This is a genomic window from Enterobacter pseudoroggenkampii, assembly GCF_026420145.1.
Taxonomy (GTDB): Bacteria; Pseudomonadota; Gammaproteobacteria; order Enterobacterales; family Enterobacteriaceae; genus Enterobacter; species Enterobacter pseudoroggenkampii.
In genome coordinates this window covers 1-18528 of the sequence record NZ_JAPMLV010000004.1, presented here as the reverse complement: position 1 = coordinate 18528, position 18528 = coordinate 1, and the positions used below count along the sequence as shown (strand labels likewise).

Sequence of the window (18528 nt, the reverse complement as noted above, 5' to 3'; positions counted from 1 at the left end):
GATGTGCATCGTGGTTGATAAACGTCACTTTAGTTCGCGAAATTTAATTTTGCAATGGCAAAAATTAATTTTGGTGGCGAGACATGGCTAAATTTGGAGACGGGGCAGCACCAGCTATCGAAAGAATCCTTTCGGCTTATGGACTTAGCTCGCAGAAAGAGCTTGGCGAAAAACTTGGGATTTATGCCAACAACATAAGCAGTTGGCTTGCCAGAGATAGCGTGCCGGGCAATGTGTTTGTTGAATGTGCTATCGAAACGGGCGCAGATATTGGATGGTTAGTAACGGGTGAACTTGCAAAAGCAAACTCTCCACATACGACCCTCAAGGGTAAAGAGCTGTATGAAGAGGTCATGGCTTCAGGGGGTAAAGCTGTTCTAAGACGAATCCTTGATGCTTACGGTTTTTCTATGCAAAAAGAGCTTGGTGATTTACTCGGTATATCATCAGGAACGATTAGCACATGGGTACGCCGTGATTTTTTCCCCGGTGATGTAGTTGTTACTTGTGCTCTTGATACCGGTGTTTCGCTGGAATGGTTAGCAACCGGCAAAGGGCAAATGCGCGCTAACAAGGAAGCGGCCATATCAAATTACTCAATTAAAAAATCCCGCCTTGAATCTGGCGAACTTAAGGACGCTGGCGCATGGTATCCAGACCCCTCAATGATACCGTCTGACTCTGAGGAATTGATTTTTGTTGAAGGAGTAGGTTCCTCTTGGCTTGTCGACCGTTCGGCTTCGAACATAAGTAATGGGCGTTGGTTAATTGATATCGACGGCGCTCTTGATGTTTTTGATGTAATTCGTCTGCCCGGCGGGAAAGTCAGGTTGACTAATAAGTCTGCTGAATTTGAATGCAATATTTCAGATATTACTCCTGCCGGAGCTGTAGTGCTTACTTTGGAAAAACACGTTTAAGGGAACTCATGAAACGTAAACTATTTTTAGCTTTATTTCTGACCATTTCTTTTGGGGCTTCATCCGCCGAAAAATCAAAGGATTTAGATGGGGCTAAGTTTGGTGAAGACTGGCCGCTAACTTTTGAAAAAGCTTCGGTTTCTTGTGTTAACGGTCGATATGCCTTTGTGTACGACAAAGCAACAGATGACCGTTACCCATTGAACGGCCTAGCGATTAGCGGCGTTAAGTCTGGAAAGCTTGAGGGGAGCGATATTGATGCTGTTTGGAAGGATAGCCCGTATTACAAAGGAGTGAAAATACCTTTGGATCCGGTAATGGATGCTGCAACAGCGCTTTGTGAATAATTAGCATTGCCTCGGTGAAATCATGACTGTAAGTAAGCAAAAAAATGGCAAATGGTTATGCGAACTCTACCCAAATGGACGAGAAGGGCGGCGTATACGTCGGCATTTCAATACAAAAGGTGAGGCCGAGGCATTCGAAACATTTACGAAGAATGAAAGTGAGGACAAGCCTTGGCTCGGCAAGAAAGAAGATCGCCGACGCTTAAGCGAGTTGATTCAACTCTGGCATAACCTGCACGGACAGGCTTTAGTCGCCAGTAAGTCGCGGTTAGCAAAGCTGCAAATTGTGTGTAACGGTTTGGGCGACCCAATTGCATCCCGCTTTACCGCTAAAGATTGGGCTCATTACCGCGACCGTCGACTCCGTGGTGAAATAGACAACGGATATCATAAAGACCCGGCGAAATGGGTCGCCAAACCCATAACCGTGAATCGTGAGCAGCAATATCTTATAGCTGTGTTTAATGAGCTGCGGCGGTTAGGGGAGTGGAGTTTACCCAACCCACTGGAAGGGGTGCGCGTATTCAAAGAAGCCGAGAAAGAAATGTCCTGGCTAACTCTTTCTCAAATCCCTGAGCTGTTTCGAGCCTGCGAGCAATACGGCAAAGAGGATCTCACGATGATTGTCAAAGTCTGTCTTGCAACCGGCGCAAGATGGGGGGAGGCTGAGAGATTGACGCGGCCTCAACTCTCTCCCTGCAAACTGACTTTCACAAAAACCAAAGGTATGAAAAATCGCACCGTTCCCATTCCTAAATGGTTGTATGACGAGCTAGCCGAACGTCAGGGCAGAATGTTCAAGCCCTGCTATCAGGAGTTTAAAAAGATGCTCAAACTCACGAATATCGAGCTAACTGAAGGGCAAAAGACGCATGTCCTTAGGCATACATTTGGTGCGCATTTTATGATGAACGGCGGAAACATACTGGTACTGCAGAAAATCCTCGGACATTCCAACATTCGCGAAACAATGAGATACGCGCACTTTGCTCCTGACCATTTAGAGCAAGCCGTCTCTCTCAATCCTCTTTCTCTCTATGTTGGCGACAATATGGCGGCAGAGGTTGCATAACACTACAATTCGCTGCATTAAAAATTAACTTAACTAGTTGTTTTTTAAGGTAAGTGTATGTTTTTGAAGGGGTGTTATTAGGAGCGTCTGAACTAAGATTCGCTTAAGCGACATCCTGTTAGAAAGGGCTGGCCGAAAGGCTGGCCCTTTTTTTATCCCATCGCACCTCTCGCGTTAACCCTTTTGTCATAAATCATTTACAATGCTTGCCTCTTGAATGGAGGGGAAGTGGATAACGTACTGCATCAGCCTGACCGGAAACGCGCAGCGGCATTGACCGCGCTGTTCGCGATCCTGCTGATCGTGGTAGCACCGCTTATCTCCGTCTCGTTGCAGAAAGATCCCATGAGCGCCATGCCGGGCATGCATCATGACATGAGCATGATGTCGATGGACGAGCATCACGGCGATATGCCGCACACGATGCCTGTCGACCATGCTGAAGCGTGCGGCTACTGCGTGCTGTTAGCGCATGTCCCTGGCGTGATGCTGGCGCTCATCATCCTGCTCAGCGTGGTGCTGCAGAGGCTTCGCGTTAAGCCGCCGCGTCAGGCGGTCAACCACTGGCACTTCTTCCCCTGGCTTTACCCTGATACCCGCGCGCCGCCGCGACAGTCTGCTTTTTCCCTTTAAAAACAAAATCGATAACTTTTTGCCTTAAAAAGGAAAAGTATGACTACCTGCACTCCGCGCGCGGCATGGGGAAACCTGCTGCGTCGTCTCCATTTCTACGTCGGGCTGTTTGTCGGCCCGTTTATCTTCTTCGCCGCGCTGACCGGGACGCTATATGTGGCGACCCCGCAGCTGGAAAACGCACTCTACCGGCACGCGCTCCACACGGATTCCGTGGGTGAGCCGCAGCCTCTGGCAGAACAAATCGCCGTGGCGGAAAAAACCGTTGGATCAGATTTACGTTTGCACGCCGTGCGTCCGGGGCTGGTTGAGGGCGAAACCACCCGCGTGATGTTCGCTGACCCGAAACTTGGGCCATCGGAGAACCGGGCTATCTTTATCGATCCGGTGAGCCTGGCGGTGCTGGGAGATCTGACGGTATACGGCACCAGCGGGATTTTACCCCTGCGTCAGACCATTGATTACCTGCATACCTCTCTGCTGCTGGGCGACATTGGGCGCCTTTACAGCGAGCTTGCGGCCTCGTGGATGTGGGTTGCCGCGCTGGGCGGTGTTGCCCTGTGGTTTTATACCCGACCCAAACGGCGGATCAACAATCGCTTCCAGAACCGGCGTCGGGTGCACGTGACGCTGGGCTGGGTTCTGCTGGGTGGAATGCTGCTGTTCTCGGCAACCGGCCTGACCTGGTCCCAGTGGGCTGGCGGGAACGTGGATAAGCTGCGGGCAGAGATGAACTGGCTCACCCCGCAGGTGAACACGACGCTATCCGGCCAACATGAGGTTATGGATGAACATGCCGAACATCGCGGTCATCACGGTGGGATGATGATGCCGGAAATGGCGATGGATTTGACGCAGTTTGACAAAGTGCTAAGCGCGGCGCGTAAAGCGGGGATTGATGCCAACAGGCTGGAGATCCGCCCGGCGAAAACGATGGATCGTGCCTGGACCGTGACGGAAATCGATCGCAGCTGGCCGACCCAGGTCGATGCCGTTGCGGTTGATCCTTCGACGATGCAGGTTCTGGACAGAACCCGATTCGAGGATTTCCCGCTAATGGCAAAACTGACCCGCTGGGGCGTGGATTTCCATATGGGGATCTTGTTCGGCCTGGCAAATCAGCTGCTGCTCGTGGCGTTTGGTCTTGCCCTGTGCGTGCTCATTATCTGGGGATACCGGATGTGGTGGATGCGTCGTCCTGCGCAATCGGCAGTGAGTCCGGTACAAACGCTTTGTCAGAGCTGGCTGGCGCTGTCAGGATGGGGAAGAGGCGTTACGGTGGTAACCAGCGTACTGTTGGGGCTGGCCCTGCCGGTCATGGGCGCGAGTCTGGCGCTGTTTGTTCTGGTGGACTGGCTGCGCTGGCGAGCGGCAACCAGGGTGACGCTCGCCGAATCATCCGCTAAATAACCCTATGGCGTGCTGATAACCACTGCGACGCGGCGGTTTTCAGCGCGCCCTTGTGGGGTACTGTTACTCGCAACCGGGTATTTTTGACCTAATCCCCGCGTGGTGAGATTGCTGCGCGGGATATTTGCACCCTTAGCCCAGGCTTCGGCCACCGCATTGGCGCGTTTTAACGACAGCGCTTCGTTGTAGCTTTCTTCCCCGTAGTTATCCGTGTGACCGTCCATTCGCGCGTGGTTCAGCCCGGTTTCCGCCAGGCGAGAGGCCATGGACTGGATCTGTGTTTCACTTTCCGGGCGCAGCCTGGCGTCATTTTTATCAAACAGGATGGTGTCCGATATGCCAAGCGACCAGTCACCGTTCAGTTCGTTAAAACCGTAAGACTTCATCGCCGCAATTTGCTCAGGAGTGAATTTGCCTTCCGGCGGCGACTGACAGCCTGCCAGAATCAGTGAGGCCAGTACTATTGGCGCGAAGTAACGTTTTAACATAGAATTTCCTTTCTAACTTATTGTTTTCGTACGCTGGTTTTTAACCTGGTACATGTTGCGGTCAGCCCTCTCCAGTAATGCTTCCACGGAAGCATTTTCCCACGCCAGAGCAAAGCCAATGCTGAGTGACATCGATGCTTTTTGTCCGTTATGAAGATCAAACGGACGGATAAACTGCTGCGAAAGCGCAGCACAAATGTGTTGAACCTCAAGCTCAGAGTGCACGCCGTACAGCACCATGGCGAATTCGTCACCGCCAAGCCGGTATGCCTGGTGACGTTTGTCGCCAAACTCCATCATCCTGCTGGCGACTTCAATCAGCACGCAGTCTCCTGCCGCGTGTCCCCAGGTGTCGTTAATAAACTTAAAATTATCACCGTCGAGGAAGAGCAGGGCCGAGTTTGTTTTGGCTGAAGGGTCGTTCATTAAGGCTGCAATGCTGTTACGAAATGCCGCACGGTTGGCAAGACCGGTAAGCGGGTCGTGCATGGCGGTACGCAACAGCTGGGCGTTTTTCGCCTGCAGCTTGAGCTGCCACTCTTCCATTTCATCCAGAAGACTGTTGAAGTCCTCGCCAAACTGGTGAAATTCTTCGATACGGCCATCTTTCACCCGGCGGGAGAAGTTGCGGTTCGTGCGTACGTCATGCACGACGTCGGTAATGTTCTGCAGGGCCGTAACCATCCCATGATGCAAAGACTGGGTAATGATGAGCGCGACGACGGCGGCAAAGAGAATGCAGCCGGTCAGAACGGCAAACGACATCCAGATGAAATGGCTGATCAGACTGTCACGCGCGGTAAGGCGAATTTCGCCGATCGTTAAGCCGTTATGCATGATGGGCTGCGCAACCGGTACGGGGAAAAGCCAGCGGCTGACCAGTGCACCCAGCGTGTCGTTGTTATCTTCCGGGTTCCAGGACCAGTAGGCGAACCGCTTTTTATGCGCGTTAATCACCTCGGCCACGGCAAACTGCCCCTGTTTGCCCAGGGCGGCAAGCGTTTCGCTGGCCGCGAGCGAGTCGTTGAAAACCAGCGAGGCTTCCAGGCTGTGGCTCATTGTGGCGCCGGTTAATTCGAGATTCTTTTGCGCGTATTGTTTTAAGGTTACGACGGAGGCAAAACAGAGCAACAGCCATATTAACGTCATGGTGATAATGACGCTTATCATGCTGTTTCGCCTCAATGTTCTTTTAAACGTCGGACGTGATGTTGAAGTGAAATCTTTATCCATGCTGCTTATTCCGTGCCAGCATTAATACATCCGGATTGACTCTTACGCCACTGCGCGTCAATGCATCCAGGTTGACGGAAAACCGTACCTGGCCGCGATCGATCATCAGGCAAAAGGCACTGCCAATTACACATTCCGGATTTTGCTCTGAGATTAATAGCAACGCTCTGCCCTGATATTGACTTATTAATTCAAGTTGTTTTGCCGGTGATTCAGATCCGAAATAAATCGCATCGCACGTCGCGGCCAGGGCTTCCCGATCGTTACGTACAATAACGGGGGTATAAGGTAACTCGTTGTGCCCTTCGTCGCCGCTGAGGGCATGCGTATAGTGAGAAGTGGCGTAGACGCAGAGTTTAGGTTGCCCGGTAAGTGACGGCCATCGCGTATAGCTCACAATGCCTGAGACAATTGAGCGTACCGATTTATCCGTTTCCGTAAGTGCGCCTGCCGTCGTTGGGCCCACCATAAGGAACAGCATTAACACCAGAGTGAGTCGGAATAAAGAGATCAAGAATGAATTTCTCACCAGAATCCGCCACATCGCTCCGGAAATAGACGTCCTTAAGAGTTGTGGGCAGAATATCATTGTTTATCAGATCCGTCATTATGTCAGAAATAGCATGAGGCCAACCTAAGCTAAATCCTACTGTTGTGTATTTTCCGGTGGATAAAAACAGACTTAATTGAGTCTGCTGGAGCGCATACCTTCATCCATTCCTTTTTGCCATGACGCACGCAGTTTTGTCGCGTTTTCGACAGTATCGCAACTGGCAGGGAAAGATTTGCCCGCTACTCCCCAGGCGTGAATAAACCCTTCTTCGCAGACTCTCTTCTGACCATCGGCATAGCCGCGAAGATATTCACTACGATCGACATGCGTGTCGTTAAAACTATCGGCCAGGGCCTGGTTATCTTTAACCGGCAGGCCATTCATGGCGTCTTCTTTACCGGCATCAAACCAGGATGGGCTGGTCCAGTCGGGCTGGAAGGTGTAAGGATTGATCTGACAGCCCGTTAAAAACAGCGACAACAGCGCGAGAGCAATTGAACGCATAGCCATTCTCCTTTTTTCTTCAGCATAGCCTGGCTAAAGAGAATTCGTCTGTAATTTAAACTTTACGTTTTTATCGGCTGATTTTTGCAATAAATTGGCTTGTGTAAACTAATGTGTACGTATTTTGGATTGAAATGTTTACTTTTTATGGTATCGTGGTTTCACCTCTTTGAGGAAAACAACTATCGCAAACGAGCTTTACAGGATCGCCATCATGCAAAAAGACGCGCTGAACAACGTACATATCACTGACGAACAGGTTTTAATTACCCCGGATCAACTGAAAGCAGAATTTCCGCTTAGCGTCGCGCAGGAGGCTCAGATTGAGCACTCTCGCCAGACCATTTCTGACATTATCGCCGGCCGCGATCCGCGCCTGCTGGTGGTATGCGGTCCTTGCTCCATTCACGATCCTGAAACCGCCATTGAGTACGCTCGTCGATTTAAAACATTAGCGGAGGAGGTCAGCGATAGCCTCTATCTGGTGATGCGCGTCTATTTTGAGAAGCCACGTACTACCGTCGGCTGGAAAGGGTTGATTAACGATCCGCACATGGATGGCTCGTTTGATGTGGAAGCAGGTCTGAAGATTGCGCGTCGCCTGCTGGTGGAGCTGGTCAGCATGGGGCTGCCGCTGGCAACCGAAGCGCTGGATCCTAATAGTCCTCAATACCTGGGCGATCTGTTCAGCTGGTCCGCGATTGGCGCGCGTACCACGGAATCGCAAACCCACCGCGAGATGGCGTCGGGCCTGTCGATGCCGGTTGGTTTTAAAAACGGTACCGATGGCAGCCTGGCGACGGCGATCAACGCCATGCGTGCTGCCGCCATGCCGCACCGTTTTGTCGGTATCAACCAGGCGGGCCAGGTATGCCTCCTGCAAACGCAGGGCAACCCCGATGGCCATGTGATCCTGCGCGGCGGGAAAGCCCCGAACTACAGCCCGGCGGACGTGGCGCAGTGTGAAAAAGAGATGGAGCAGGCGGGACTGCGCCCGGCACTGATGGTAGATTGCAGTCATGGTAATTCGAATAAAGATTACCGTCGCCAGCCAGCGGTTGCGGAATCCGTGGTCGCACAGATCAAAGATGGCAATCGTTCGATTATCGGTCTGATGATTGAGAGCAATATTCATGAAGGCAATCAGTCGTCTGAACAACCGCGCAGTGCCATGAAGCACGGCGTCTCCGTGACGGATGCCTGCATCAGCTGGGAGACCACCGATGCGCTGCTGCGTGAGATCCACAAAGATTTGAACGGCCAGCTGGCGACGCGTCTGGCTTAAGAGGTTTAGTTATGGTTGCTGAATTGACCGCACTGCGCGATCAAATTGATGAAGTGGATAAGGCGCTGCTGGATCTGCTGGCGCGCCGTATGGCGCTGGTTGCCGAAGTGGGTGAGGTGAAAAGCAAATACGGCTTGCCGATTTACGTCCCGGAGCGCGAAGCCTCCATGCTGGCCTCCCGTCGCAAAGAGGCGCAGGCGCTGGGCGTTTCGCCGGACCTGATAGAAGATGTTCTGCGTCGCGTGATGCGGGAGTCCTATTCCAGCGAAAACGACAAGGGTTTTAAAACTCTCTGCCCGTCCCTGCGTCCGGTGGTGATTGTCGGTGGTGCAGGGCAGATGGGGCGTCTGTTTGAAAAAATGCTGACGCTGTCTGGCTATCAGGTGCGCATTCTGGAAAAAGAGGACTGGGCGCAGGCACCGGAACTCATGAAAGATGCCGGGATGGTTATCGTCAGCGTGCCGATCCACGTGACGGAGCAGATCATCGAAAAGCTGCCTCCTTTGCCGAAAGATTGCATCCTGGTGGATCTGGCCTCTGTCAAAAATGGTCCGCTACAGGCCATGCTGGCTGCACATACCGGCCCGGTGCTGGGCCTGCACCCAATGTTTGGCCCGGACAGCGGCAGCCTGGCTAAGCAGGTGGTGGTTTACTGCGATGGCCGTCAGCCGGAAGCCTATCAGTGGTTCCTGGAACAGATTCAGGTATGGGGTGCGCGACTGCACCGCATCAGCGCGGTCGAGCACGATCAGAACATGGCGTTCATTCAGGCGCTGCGCCACTTTGCGACGTTTGCCTACGGCCTGCATCTGGCGGAAGAGAACGTGCAGCTTGAACAACTGCTGGCACTCTCTTCACCGATCTATCGTCTGGAGCTGGCGATGGTCGGCCGCCTGTTCGCGCAGGATCCGCAGCTTTACGCGGACATTATTATGTCCTCCGAGAACAACCTGGCGCTGATCAAGCGCTACTATCAGCGCTTTGGGGAAGCCATTACGCTGCTGGAGCACGGAGACAAGCAGGCGTTTATCGACAGCTTCCGCAAGGTCGAGCACTGGTTTGGCGATTACGCGCAGCGTTTCCAGAGTGAGAGCCGGACGCTGTTGCGCCAGGCAAATGACAGTCGCCAGTAATGCGATGATGTATATACTGAAAGCCAGCATTGCTGGCTTTTTTCATTTTGGGGAACTGTCATGGCCGAACCGCAGCTGCTGTTGAATTACACCGGGCATTTGCCTGAATGCCCGACGTGGAGCGCCGACGAGCACGCGCTCTACTGGGCCGATATTCTGGAAGGAGAGATCCACCGCTACCATCTGCCGACGGCGGAACACACCGTGCTTTCTTTCCACGAGGAGGTGGGCTGTTTCGCGCTGCGCGAGCGCGGCGGGTTTATCGTCGCCATGCGCAATGGCATCTGGCTTGCCGATAAGCATGGCCTTCTGCAGCGCAAGGTGTGCGACAACCCCTCTAACCCGCAGCTGGCGCGTTTTAACGATGGGGGTACCGACCATCAGGGCCGGTTCTATGCGGGCACGTTCTGGGGGCCGGGAGATTACAACGGCGCCCTGCTGATGCGCATCGACAACGACCTGACGCCGAAGGTGATCCAGTGCGATATTCACGGGCACAACGGCTTAGCGTTTAGCCCGGATAAGCAGTGGATGTTTACCTCAGACACGCCAAACGGTGTGATTTACCGTACGCCGCTTGATGAGCAGGGCGAACCCGGCAGGCGCGAGGTGTTTCGTCAGTTTAAAGAGGGCGAAGGGATACCAGACGGCGCGGCGATGGACGTGGATGGCTGCTACTGGAGCGCGCTGTTTGACGGCTGGCGCATCGCGCGTTTTTCACCGCAAGGGGAGCAACTGGAAGAATACCGCATGCCGGTACGTTGCCCGACGATGGTTTGCTTTGGCGGCGATGATATGAAAACGCTGTTTATTACCACCACGCGGGAAAATATGGATGCGGAGGAGGTGGCGAAATATCCGCTCTCCGGCGCCATCTTCACCCTGCCGGTTAACGTGGCAGGGATGAAGAAAAGCCGTTTTATCGAACGTTAGATCGGATCGACCGGCACCACGTTTTCGCTCGGATAGCAGCCCAGCACTTTCATGGAACGCGTGATCTCGCCCAGCTCGCGCAGGGCTTTCTGCATGGAAGCAGATTCCAGGTTGGCCTGGATATCGAGGTAGAACATTTCTTCCCACGGGTTACCGTGGATTGGGCGCGATTCCAGCCGGGTCATGATCAGGTTGTGATTACGCAGTACCAGCAGGGCTTCAACCAGCGCACCGGCCTGTTGGCCGGTGGCCATCAGCAGCGTGGTTTTGGCCGGTACCTGGTCAGACACATTGATTGCCTTGCGGGCCAGCACCACGAAGCGGGTAATGTTTTGCGTCTGGTTTGCCAGGTTGCGTTCCAGCACCTGTAAACCATACAGCGCGCCGCCCGCTTCGCTGCCGAGCGCCGCGACGGTGGGAGAGTTCGCCTGGGCGACTTTTTCCATCGCCGCCGAGGTGCTTTCGGTGTACTCAATTTTCCAGTTCGGATAGCGGTTCAGGAACTGGCTGCACTGCTGGAACGGCTGCGGGTGGCTGTAGACGGTTTCGATCGTGTTCAGGTCCGTTGAACCGGAGACCAGCACGCAGTGATCGATAGGGATCGTCAGCTCGCCGACCAGCGACAGGCTGGTGTGCTGCAGCAAGTCGTAGACGTCGTTGATGGCGCCGGAGCTGGTGTTTTCAATCGGCACCACGGCGTAATCCGCCTGGCCGGTTTCGACCTGGTTAAAAATGTCGGCAAACTTCGCACAGCCGCTCTCAATAAACTCTTCGAAATGGCGTGCGGCATACTGACGTGCGGCCAGGTGAGAATAAGAGCCCTTGGGCCCGAGGAAGGCGATACGCGCAGAATGCGGATTGGTTTTATTGAGATGCTGCTGGAGTAGCGCTTGCTGGGTGAGAACGGAATCTTCGATGATGAGCTGGAACAACCGGGTAATGTAGTGGGCATCGAGGTGATGCGCTTTGCCGAGCTGAATGAGACGTTCCAGCAGATCCCGCTCGCGGTCGATATCACGGACCGGACGATGGGAGTCCAGCTTGGCTTTGCCCACTTCAACGGCAAGGGCGCGGCGTTCGGCCAGCAGCGCCAGCAGTTTCTCATCCAGCGCGCTGATTTTTACGCGCAGATCCAGTAACGGGTTTTCCGGTGTCATAGTGTTGCCTGTCTCATTTTATCGTTATCAATAAAAAAGGCCCCCCGGTGTGGGAGGCCTTGTTGTTCGTCTTCGCATTCTTTATCACACGACGAAACGCCTCCCGTTCAGGGGAAGGTAAAAAAGAATGCGAAGAAGAACGGCGTAAGTTTCATAAAGTCATCCTGTGAGTGATACCGTTAAAGTACCCGTACTGTTTTCACCCTGTCAATAAAAAACAAAAAACGCGCCCGAAGGCGCGTTGGCGGTACACTCAATTTAAAGGATTACTCTTCTTCAACTTCTTCCGCGAAGCTGGCGTCTTTCACCGATGTTGCGGCGCGACGGGCTTCACCTTTGTGTTGCACTTTATTGAGCTGCCGTTCCAGCTTGTTGATCAAATCGTTAATAGCGGTGTACATATCCTCGTGTTTTGCGCTGGCGACCAGATGGCCGTTTGGAGTATTGATAGTTGCGTCAGCGATGAAACCCTGCGGCTCCTTGGACAGGATGATATGTGGATTAATCAAATGTGTTTGCCATTTATCCAGTTTGGCGAGACGGTCTGCGACGTGCTGGCGAATTGCCGGAGTAATTTCCATTTGTTTACTGGTAATGTTCATTGTCATAAATTTTACCTCTTGTCTTTCCGTCTTGGTGATTCCAGCATACCCGACCTAATGTCAAAATGTGTGATTTAGATCACGTTATTTTGTCGGTTTTTGTCAGGGAATCTTTTTTGTGAGGCAGGGCAGGAAGAGGTGAGATTTACCTTGTAGAAGGCATAAATTGGGGCCATAGTTGACAGGATGTGTTGAGGCTAGCGCGCTTCAGCGACGCTCAGAAACGAATAAAAAAACGGCAGCCCGAAGGCTGCCGTTTTGCATTGAGGCAAAATCAGGTGTTGCTGCTGTTCGCGGCGATGATTTTCGCCACTTTTTCAGCCTGAGCGGTCATCTGCATCTGACGGTAAGCATTTTCCATCAGCTTCAGGCCGTCACGCGTTGCCTGAGTATCCGGGTAATCACGCAGCATACCTTCTACGCGGTTAACCACGGCAACCCATGCGCCACGGCGGGTATAGTATTCCGCCACGGAGTATTCATATTTCGCCAGACGATCTTTCAGGAACACCAGACGCTTGGTGGCGTCGGTCACGTACTGACTGTTCGGATAGCCGCGCACCAGTTTGGAGAAGTCATTGAAGGCATCACGCGCATGCTGTGGGTCACGGTCGGAACGATCCACGCCGAAGAAGCCCTGCAGCGCACTGTCGTCCAGCGCCATGTTGGTAAGACCGCGCATGTACATCACGTAGTCGATGTTAGGATGAGTCGGGTTCAGACGCATGAAACGATCGATGGTTGCCTGAGCCAGCGGCAGATCGGCATTTTTATAGTATGCGTAGATGAGATCTAACTGTACCTGCTGCGAATACGGACCAAATGGATAGCGATTATCCAACGCTTCCAGTTGCGTTATCGCCTGTTTCCAGTTACCGTCCTGCAACTTTTGTTGTGCAGTCGCATAGATTTCATTCGGCGGATTGTCAGGGACCTGTTCATTTGAACCGGAGCAGCCCACCAAAGCCAGGCTCAACGTGGCCGCTGCCACCAGATATTTCATGCGCGTCATGACGTTTTGACTTTCCTCAAATGTTTGTCCGGGAGAAACTCTGTTCCTGCTCCCGATTAAGACCAGCTACAATAGCACACTATATTAAACGGCAAAGCCGTAAAACCCAACGTTAAACGAAGAAGCAGTTTATGGCACAACGAGTAGAACTCACCGCAACAGTCTCCGAAAATCAGCTCGGTCAACGCTTAGATCAGGCTTTGGCCGAATTGTTCCCTGATTATTCGCGTTCACGCATAAAAGAATGGATCCTTGACCAGCGCGTGCTGGTAAACGGCAAGATCTGGGACAAACCAAAAGAGAAAGTGTTAGGTGGGGAAGCTGTCGCCATCAATGCTGAAATCGAAGAGGAAATCCGCTTCGAGCCGCAGGATATCCCACTGGACATCGTCTATGAAGATGATGACATTCTGGTGATCAACAAGCCGCGAGACCTGGTTGTTCATCCGGGCGCGGGGAACCCTGACGGTACGGTACTTAACGCACTTCTCCATTACTATCCACCGATTGCGGATGTCCCGCGCGCGGGCATCGTGCACCGTCTGGATAAAGACACCACGGGTTTGATGGTGGTGGCGAAGACCGTTCCTGCTCAGACACGTCTGGTGGAGTCGCTGCAGCTGCGCGAAATCACCCGTGAGTATGAAGCGGTAGCCATTGGGCATATGACCTCTGGCGGAACGGTGGAGGAGCCTATCAGCCGTCACCCAACCAAGCGTACCCATATGTCGGTGCATCCGATGGGTAAACCGGCGGTGACGCACTATCGCATTATGGAACACTTCCGTATTCATACGCGCCTGCGTCTGCGTCTGGAAACCGGGCGTACTCACCAGATCCGCGTGCATATGGCTCACATTACCCATCCGCTGGTGGGCGATCAGGTCTACGGTGGCCGTCCGCGTCCGCCTAAAGGCGCATCGGATGAGTTCATCAGCGTATTGCGTAAATTCGATCGTCAGGCGCTGCACGCGACCATGCTGCGTCTTTACCATCCTATCACCGGCATTCAGATGGAGTGGCATGCGCCTATCCCTCAGGATATGGTGGATCTTATTGACGCCATGCGTGCTGATTTCGAAGAACATAAGGATCAAGTGGACTGGTTATGACCAAACTGATTGTCCCGGAGTGGCCATTGCCTGCTGGCGTGGCTGCCTGCAGTTCAACCCGCACTGGCGGTGTTAGCCAGGGCGCGTGGGAGTCATTGAACCTCGGTGTGCACTGTGGTGACAACCTGGAACACGTGGAAGAGAACCGCAGGCGTCTGTTTGCTGCGGGGAACTTGCCGTCGAAGCCGGTCTGGCTGGAACAGGTTCACGGCAAGGCGGTGCTGAAGTTGACGGGAGAACCCTATGCTTCTAAACGCGCTGATGCCTCTTACAGCAATACTCCGGGAACCGTTTGTGCCGTAATGACCGCCGATTGTCTGCCAGTGCTGTTCTGCAACCGTGCAGGTACCGAGGTGGCTGCAGCACACGCGGGCTGGCGTGGACTGTGTGAAGGCGTGCTGGAAGAAACCGTCGCCTGTTTTAAGGATGAGCCCGCCAATATTATGGCCTGGCTTGGCCCGGCCATTGGTCCTCGCGCTTTTGAAGTGGGCCCAGAGGTCCGCGACGCCTTTATGGATAAAGATCCGCAAGCGGTGGACGCCTTCCTGCCTTCTGGAGATAAATATCTGGCCGATATTTACCAGCTTGCGCGTCAGCGTTTGAATAACGTGGGCGTAACGCAGATCTCCGGCGGCGATCGCTGCACATTCACCGAAAAGGGTGATTTTTTCTCTTATCGCCGCGACAAGACCACTGGTCGTATGGCAAGTTTTATTTGGCTGATATAACCTAAAGAATCAAGACGATCCGGTACGTGCCGTTTTCTTTTCACATAATTCAGGTCATTAACCTTGAATAATTGAGGGATGACCTCATTTAATCTCCAGTAGCAAATTTGACCTGTTATGGGAGGAGTTATGCGTCTGGATCGTCTTACTAATAAATTCCAGCTTGCTCTCGCCGATGCCCAGTCCCTCGCACTGGGGCACGACAACCAATTTATCGAACCTCTTCATTTAATGAGCGCCTTGCTGAATCAGGAAGGGGGATCGGTACGTCCTTTATTAACGTCCGCTGGCATTAATGCTGGCCAGTTACGCACCGCTATCGATCAGGCGCTGAGCCGTTTGCCGCAGGTCGAAGGGACCGGCGGCGACGTTCAGCCGTCGCAGGATCTGGTGCGCGTGCTGAACCTTTGCGACAAGCTGGCGCAAAAACGTGGGGACAACTTTATTTCGTCAGAGCTATTTGTTCTGGCGGCGCTTGAATCACGCGGTACCTTGACCGACCTGCTGAAATCTGCCGGTGCGACCACCGCCAATGTGACTCAGGCGATTGAGAAAATGCGCGGAGGTGAAAGCGTGAACGATCAGGGAGCCGAAGACCAACGTCAGGCTTTGAAGAAATTTACGGTCGATCTGACCGAGCGTGCTGAACAGGGCAAACTTGACCCGGTTATCGGCCGTGATGAAGAAATCCGCCGTACCATTCAGGTACTGCAGCGTCGTACCAAGAACAACCCGGTGCTGATTGGTGAACCGGGTGTCGGTAAAACCGCCATTGTTGAAGGGCTGGCGCAGCGTATTGTGAACGGTGAAGTGCCGGAAGGCCTGAAGGGCCGCCGCGTGCTGGCGCTGGACATGGGCGCGCTGGTGGCCGGTGCGAAATACCGCGGCGAGTTCGAAGAGCGTCTGAAAGGCGTGCTTAACGACCTGGCGAAGCAGGAAGGCAACGTTATCCTGTTTATCGATGAACTGCACACCATGGTTGGCGCGGGTAAGGCAGACGGCGCGATGGATGCCGGGAACATGCTGAAACCTGCGCTGGCGCGCGGTGAGCTTCACTGCGTCGGCGCTACTACGCTGGATGAGTACCGTCAGTACATTGAGAAAGATGCTGCGCTGGAACGTCGTTTCCAGAAAGTGTTTGTTGCTGAACCAAGCGTTGAAGATACCATCGCGATCCTGCGTGGTCTGAAAGAGCGCTATGAACTGCACCACCACGTGCAGATCACTGACCCGGCCATCGTTGCGGCAGCGACGCTTTCTCATCGTTATATCGCTGACCGTCAGCTGCCGGATAAAGCGATCGACCTGATTGATGAGGCGGCGTCGAGCATTCGTATGCAGATTGACTCGAAACCGGAAGAGTTGGACCGGCTTGACCGACGCATCATTCAGCTCAAGCTGGAACAGCAGGCGCTGAAGAAAGAGTCTGATGAAGCCAGTAAGAAACGCCTCGATATGCTCAATGAAGAACTGGACGATAAAGAGCGCCAGTATTCTGAGCTGGAAGAAGAGTGGAAAGCCGAGAAAGCATCCCTTTCCGGTACGCAGACCATTAAAGCTGAACTTGAACAGGCAAAAATTGCCATTGAGCAGGCTCGCCGTGTCGGCGATTTGGCGCGGATGTCTGAACTGCAGTACGGCAAAATTCCTGAGCTGGAAAAACAGCTTGAGATAGCGACGCAGTCAGAAGGGAAAACGATGCGTCTGTTACGTAATAAGGTGACGGATGCAGAAATCGCGGAAGTGCTTGCTCGCTGGACCGGTATTCCGGTGGCGCGCATGCTGGAAGGCGAGCGTGAAAAACTGCTGCGCATGGAGAACGATCTCCACAATCGTGTGATTGGTCAGAACGAAGCGGTTGAAGCGGTATCGAACGCTATTCGCCGTAGCCGTGCGGGGCTTTCCGATCCTAATCGTCCAATCGGTTCGTTCCTGTTCCTGGGGCCAACCGGTGTCGGTAAAACCGAGCTGTGTAAAGCGCTGGCTAACTTTATGTTCGACAGCGACGACGCGATGGTGCGTATCGACATGTCCGAGTTTATGGAGAAACACTCCGTCTCACGTCTGGTCGGTGCGCCTCCGGGATATGTCGGTTATGAAGAAGGCGGTTACCTGACGGAAGCGGTGCGTCGTCGTCCTTATTCCGTCATCCTGCTGGATGAGGTGGAAAAAGCGCATCCGGATGTGTTCAACATCCTGCTTCAGGTGCTGGACGATGGTCGTCTGACCGACGGGCAGGGGAGAACGGTCGACTTCCGTAATACGGTTGTCATTATGACCTCGAACCTGGGTTCCGATTTGATTCAGGAACGTTTCGGTGAACTGGACTACAGCCATATGAAGGATTTGGTGCTGGGTGTAGTAAGCCATAACTTCCGTCCGGAGTTCATCAACCGTATTGATGAAGTGGTGGTATTCCATCCTCTGGGTGAGAAACACATTGCGTCGATTGCGCAGATCCAGCTGCAGCGTCTGTACAAACGTCTGGAAGAGCGTGGATATGAAATTCACATCTCCGACGATGCGCTGAAGCTGCTGAGTAAGAATGGTTACGATCCGGTGTACGGTGCGCGTCCATTGAAACGCGCTATCCAGCAGCAGATCGAAAACCCGCTGGCGCAGCAGATCCTCTCCGGGGAGCTGGTTCCAGGCAAAGTTATCCGTCTGGAAGCCAACGACGATCGCATCGTGGCAGTGCAGTAAGTCACAAAACGCAAAAACGAGCCGCTTGCGGCTCGTTTTTGTTTAAAAACCAGGCGAAAATTGAGGTCTGGAGTCGGTTTTGCCTGGAAAGTGAGCGGTCAGTAAATAAATTTCACTTTATCCTTGCAGGTTCAGAATTACTCCCTATAATGCGCCTCCACTGACACGGAACAACGGCACACACGCCGCCGGGTCAGCAGAGAAAAGCGAAAATAAACGCTTGACTCTGAAGCGGGAAAGCGTAATATGCACACCCCGCGCCGCAGCGAAAACGAAGCGGCACTGCTCTTTAACAATTTATCAGACAATCTGTGTGGGCACTCAAAGTGACATGGATTCTTAACGTCCTCGGACGAAAAATGAATACCAAGTCTCTGAGTGAACATACGTAATTCATTACGAAGTTTAATTCACGAGCATCAAACTTAAATTGAAGAGTTTGATCATGGCTCAGATTGAACGCTGGCGGCAGGCCTAACACATGCAAGTCGAGCGGTAGCACAGGGAGCTTGCTCCTGGGTGACGAGCGGCGGACGGGTGAGTAATGTCTGGGAAACTGCCTGATGGAGGGGGATAACTACTGGAAACGGTAGCTAATACCGCATAATGTCGCAAGACCAAAGAGGGGGACCTTCGGGCCTCTTGCCATCAGATGTGCCCAGATGGGATTAGCTAGTAGGTGGGGTAACGGCTCACCTAGGCG

The 18528-nt window shown here is 53.2% G+C and carries 19 protein-coding genes, 1 rRNA gene and 1 other annotated feature; of the genes, 12 read left to right on the top strand and 8 right to left on the bottom strand.

All coding sequences use genetic code 11. The annotated features are described in order from the left end of the window. Positions 1 to 83 precede the first annotated feature (83 nt). From OTG14_RS16985 to OTG14_RS16965, 5 genes are all read left to right on the top strand, one after another. Entirely contained in the window at positions 84 to 920 is an 837-nt protein-coding gene (locus OTG14_RS16985) for a phage repressor protein CI (protein WP_062856922.1), read from the top strand. 8 nt (positions 921 to 928) lie between these two features. Beyond that, on the top strand, positions 929 to 1267 hold the full coding sequence (locus tag OTG14_RS16980; RefSeq protein ID WP_073001333.1) for a DUF2511 domain-containing protein: 339 nt from the start codon (positions 929 to 931) through the stop codon (positions 1265 to 1267). 22 nt (positions 1268 to 1289) lie between these two features. Continuing rightward, a complete protein-coding gene (locus OTG14_RS16975) occupies positions 1290 to 2339 on the top strand; it encodes a site-specific integrase (protein WP_073001331.1) in 1050 nt (349 codons plus the stop codon). 228 nt (positions 2340 to 2567) lie between these two features. Continuing rightward, complete coding sequence (locus OTG14_RS16970) at positions 2568 to 2972, top strand: DUF2946 domain-containing protein (protein WP_024908337.1); 405 nt, start codon at positions 2568 to 2570, stop codon at positions 2970 to 2972. Positions 2973 to 3011: 39 nt separating this feature from the next. Continuing rightward, complete coding sequence (locus OTG14_RS16965) at positions 3012 to 4382, top strand: PepSY-associated TM helix domain-containing protein (protein WP_267215444.1); 1371 nt, start codon at positions 3012 to 3014, stop codon at positions 4380 to 4382. Between the two features lie 2 nt (positions 4383 to 4384). Here OTG14_RS16965 and OTG14_RS16960 read toward each other — a convergent pair whose 3' ends face one another. From OTG14_RS16960 to OTG14_RS16945, 4 genes are all read right to left on the bottom strand, one after another. Then, a complete protein-coding gene (locus OTG14_RS16960; protein ID WP_024908339.1) occupies positions 4385 to 4870 on the bottom strand; it encodes an OmpA family protein in 486 nt (161 codons plus the stop codon). Between the two features lie 12 nt (positions 4871 to 4882). Continuing rightward, positions 4883 to 6103 (bottom strand): diguanylate cyclase DgcN/YfiN, encoded by a 1221-nt coding sequence (dgcN, locus tag OTG14_RS16955; protein ID WP_061714603.1) that lies wholly within the window; start codon positions 6101 to 6103, stop codon positions 4883 to 4885. Then, positions 6096 to 6647: a regulatory sequestration protein YfiR gene (gene yfiR, locus OTG14_RS16950; protein WP_244319927.1), complete on the bottom strand. Its 552-nt coding sequence runs from the start codon at positions 6645 to 6647 to the stop codon at positions 6096 to 6098. Before yfiR ends, dgcN begins: the two co-directional genes overlap by 8 nt. 138 nt (positions 6648 to 6785) lie before the next feature. Then, positions 6786 to 7160 (bottom strand): DUF2799 domain-containing protein, encoded by a 375-nt coding sequence (locus OTG14_RS16945; protein WP_248272278.1) that lies wholly within the window; start codon positions 7158 to 7160, stop codon positions 6786 to 6788. Positions 7161 to 7374: 214 nt separating this feature from the next. Here OTG14_RS16945 and aroF point away from each other — a divergent pair, with 214 nt between their 5' ends. The 3 genes from aroF to OTG14_RS16930 are packed head-to-tail and all read left to right on the top strand — an operon-like array spanning position 7375 to position 10511. Then, positions 7375 to 8445 (top strand): 3-deoxy-7-phosphoheptulonate synthase AroF, encoded by a 1071-nt coding sequence (aroF, locus tag OTG14_RS16940; protein WP_024908343.1) that lies wholly within the window; start codon positions 7375 to 7377, stop codon positions 8443 to 8445. A gap of 11 nt (positions 8446 to 8456) precedes the next feature. Beyond that, on the top strand, positions 8457 to 9578 hold the full coding sequence (gene tyrA, locus OTG14_RS16935) for a bifunctional chorismate mutase/prephenate dehydrogenase (protein ID WP_024908344.1): 1122 nt from the start codon (positions 8457 to 8459) through the stop codon (positions 9576 to 9578). Positions 9579 to 9638: 60 nt separating this feature from the next. Then, entirely contained in the window at positions 9639 to 10511 is an 873-nt protein-coding gene (locus OTG14_RS16930) for an SMP-30/gluconolactonase/LRE family protein (protein WP_048992676.1), read from the top strand. Here OTG14_RS16930 and pheA read toward each other — a convergent pair. The 4 genes from pheA to bamD form a co-directional block, all read right to left on the bottom strand. Beyond that, on the bottom strand, positions 10508 to 11668 hold the full coding sequence (gene pheA / locus OTG14_RS16925; protein WP_021242003.1) for a bifunctional chorismate mutase/prephenate dehydratase: 1161 nt from the start codon (positions 11666 to 11668) through the stop codon (positions 10508 to 10510). The genes OTG14_RS16930 and pheA overlap by 4 nt on opposite strands. 30 nt (positions 11669 to 11698) lie before the next feature. Continuing rightward, positions 11699 to 11824: a sequence feature (Phe leader region), on the bottom strand. Then, on the bottom strand, positions 11776 to 11823 hold the full coding sequence (gene pheL, locus OTG14_RS16920; protein ID WP_100249759.1) for a pheA operon leader peptide PheL: 48 nt from the start codon (positions 11821 to 11823) through the stop codon (positions 11776 to 11778). It overlaps the preceding feature by 48 nt. A gap of 110 nt (positions 11825 to 11934) precedes the next feature. Next, complete coding sequence (gene raiA / locus OTG14_RS16915; protein ID WP_003863162.1) at positions 11935 to 12276, bottom strand: ribosome-associated translation inhibitor RaiA; 342 nt, start codon at positions 12274 to 12276, stop codon at positions 11935 to 11937. Positions 12277 to 12544: 268 nt separating this feature from the next. Next, positions 12545 to 13282 (bottom strand): outer membrane protein assembly factor BamD, encoded by a 738-nt coding sequence (gene bamD / locus OTG14_RS16910; protein WP_023308867.1) that lies wholly within the window; start codon positions 13280 to 13282, stop codon positions 12545 to 12547. 131 nt (positions 13283 to 13413) lie between these two features. Here bamD and rluD point away from each other — a divergent pair, with 131 nt between their 5' ends. The 4 genes from rluD to OTG14_RS16890 all read left to right on the top strand — a co-directional run. Beyond that, positions 13414 to 14394: a 23S rRNA pseudouridine(1911/1915/1917) synthase RluD gene (gene rluD / locus OTG14_RS16905; RefSeq protein WP_023308866.1), complete on the top strand. Its 981-nt coding sequence runs from the start codon at positions 13414 to 13416 to the stop codon at positions 14392 to 14394. Next, the gene (gene yfiH, locus OTG14_RS16900) at positions 14391 to 15122 is read left to right on the top strand and encodes a purine nucleoside phosphorylase YfiH (protein ID WP_267215438.1); all 732 of its coding nucleotides are present in this window, start codon (positions 14391 to 14393) and stop codon (positions 15120 to 15122) included. The genes rluD and yfiH overlap by 4 nt, the downstream gene beginning before the upstream one ends. 129 nt (positions 15123 to 15251) lie before the next feature. Next, positions 15252 to 17825, top strand: coding sequence for an ATP-dependent chaperone ClpB (clpB, locus tag OTG14_RS16895; RefSeq protein WP_024908347.1), 2574 nt, complete (start codon positions 15252 to 15254; stop codon positions 17823 to 17825). Positions 17826 to 18252: 427 nt separating this feature from the next. Continuing rightward, a 16S ribosomal RNA gene (locus OTG14_RS16890) occupies positions 18253 to 18528 on the top strand; the annotation flags it as partial.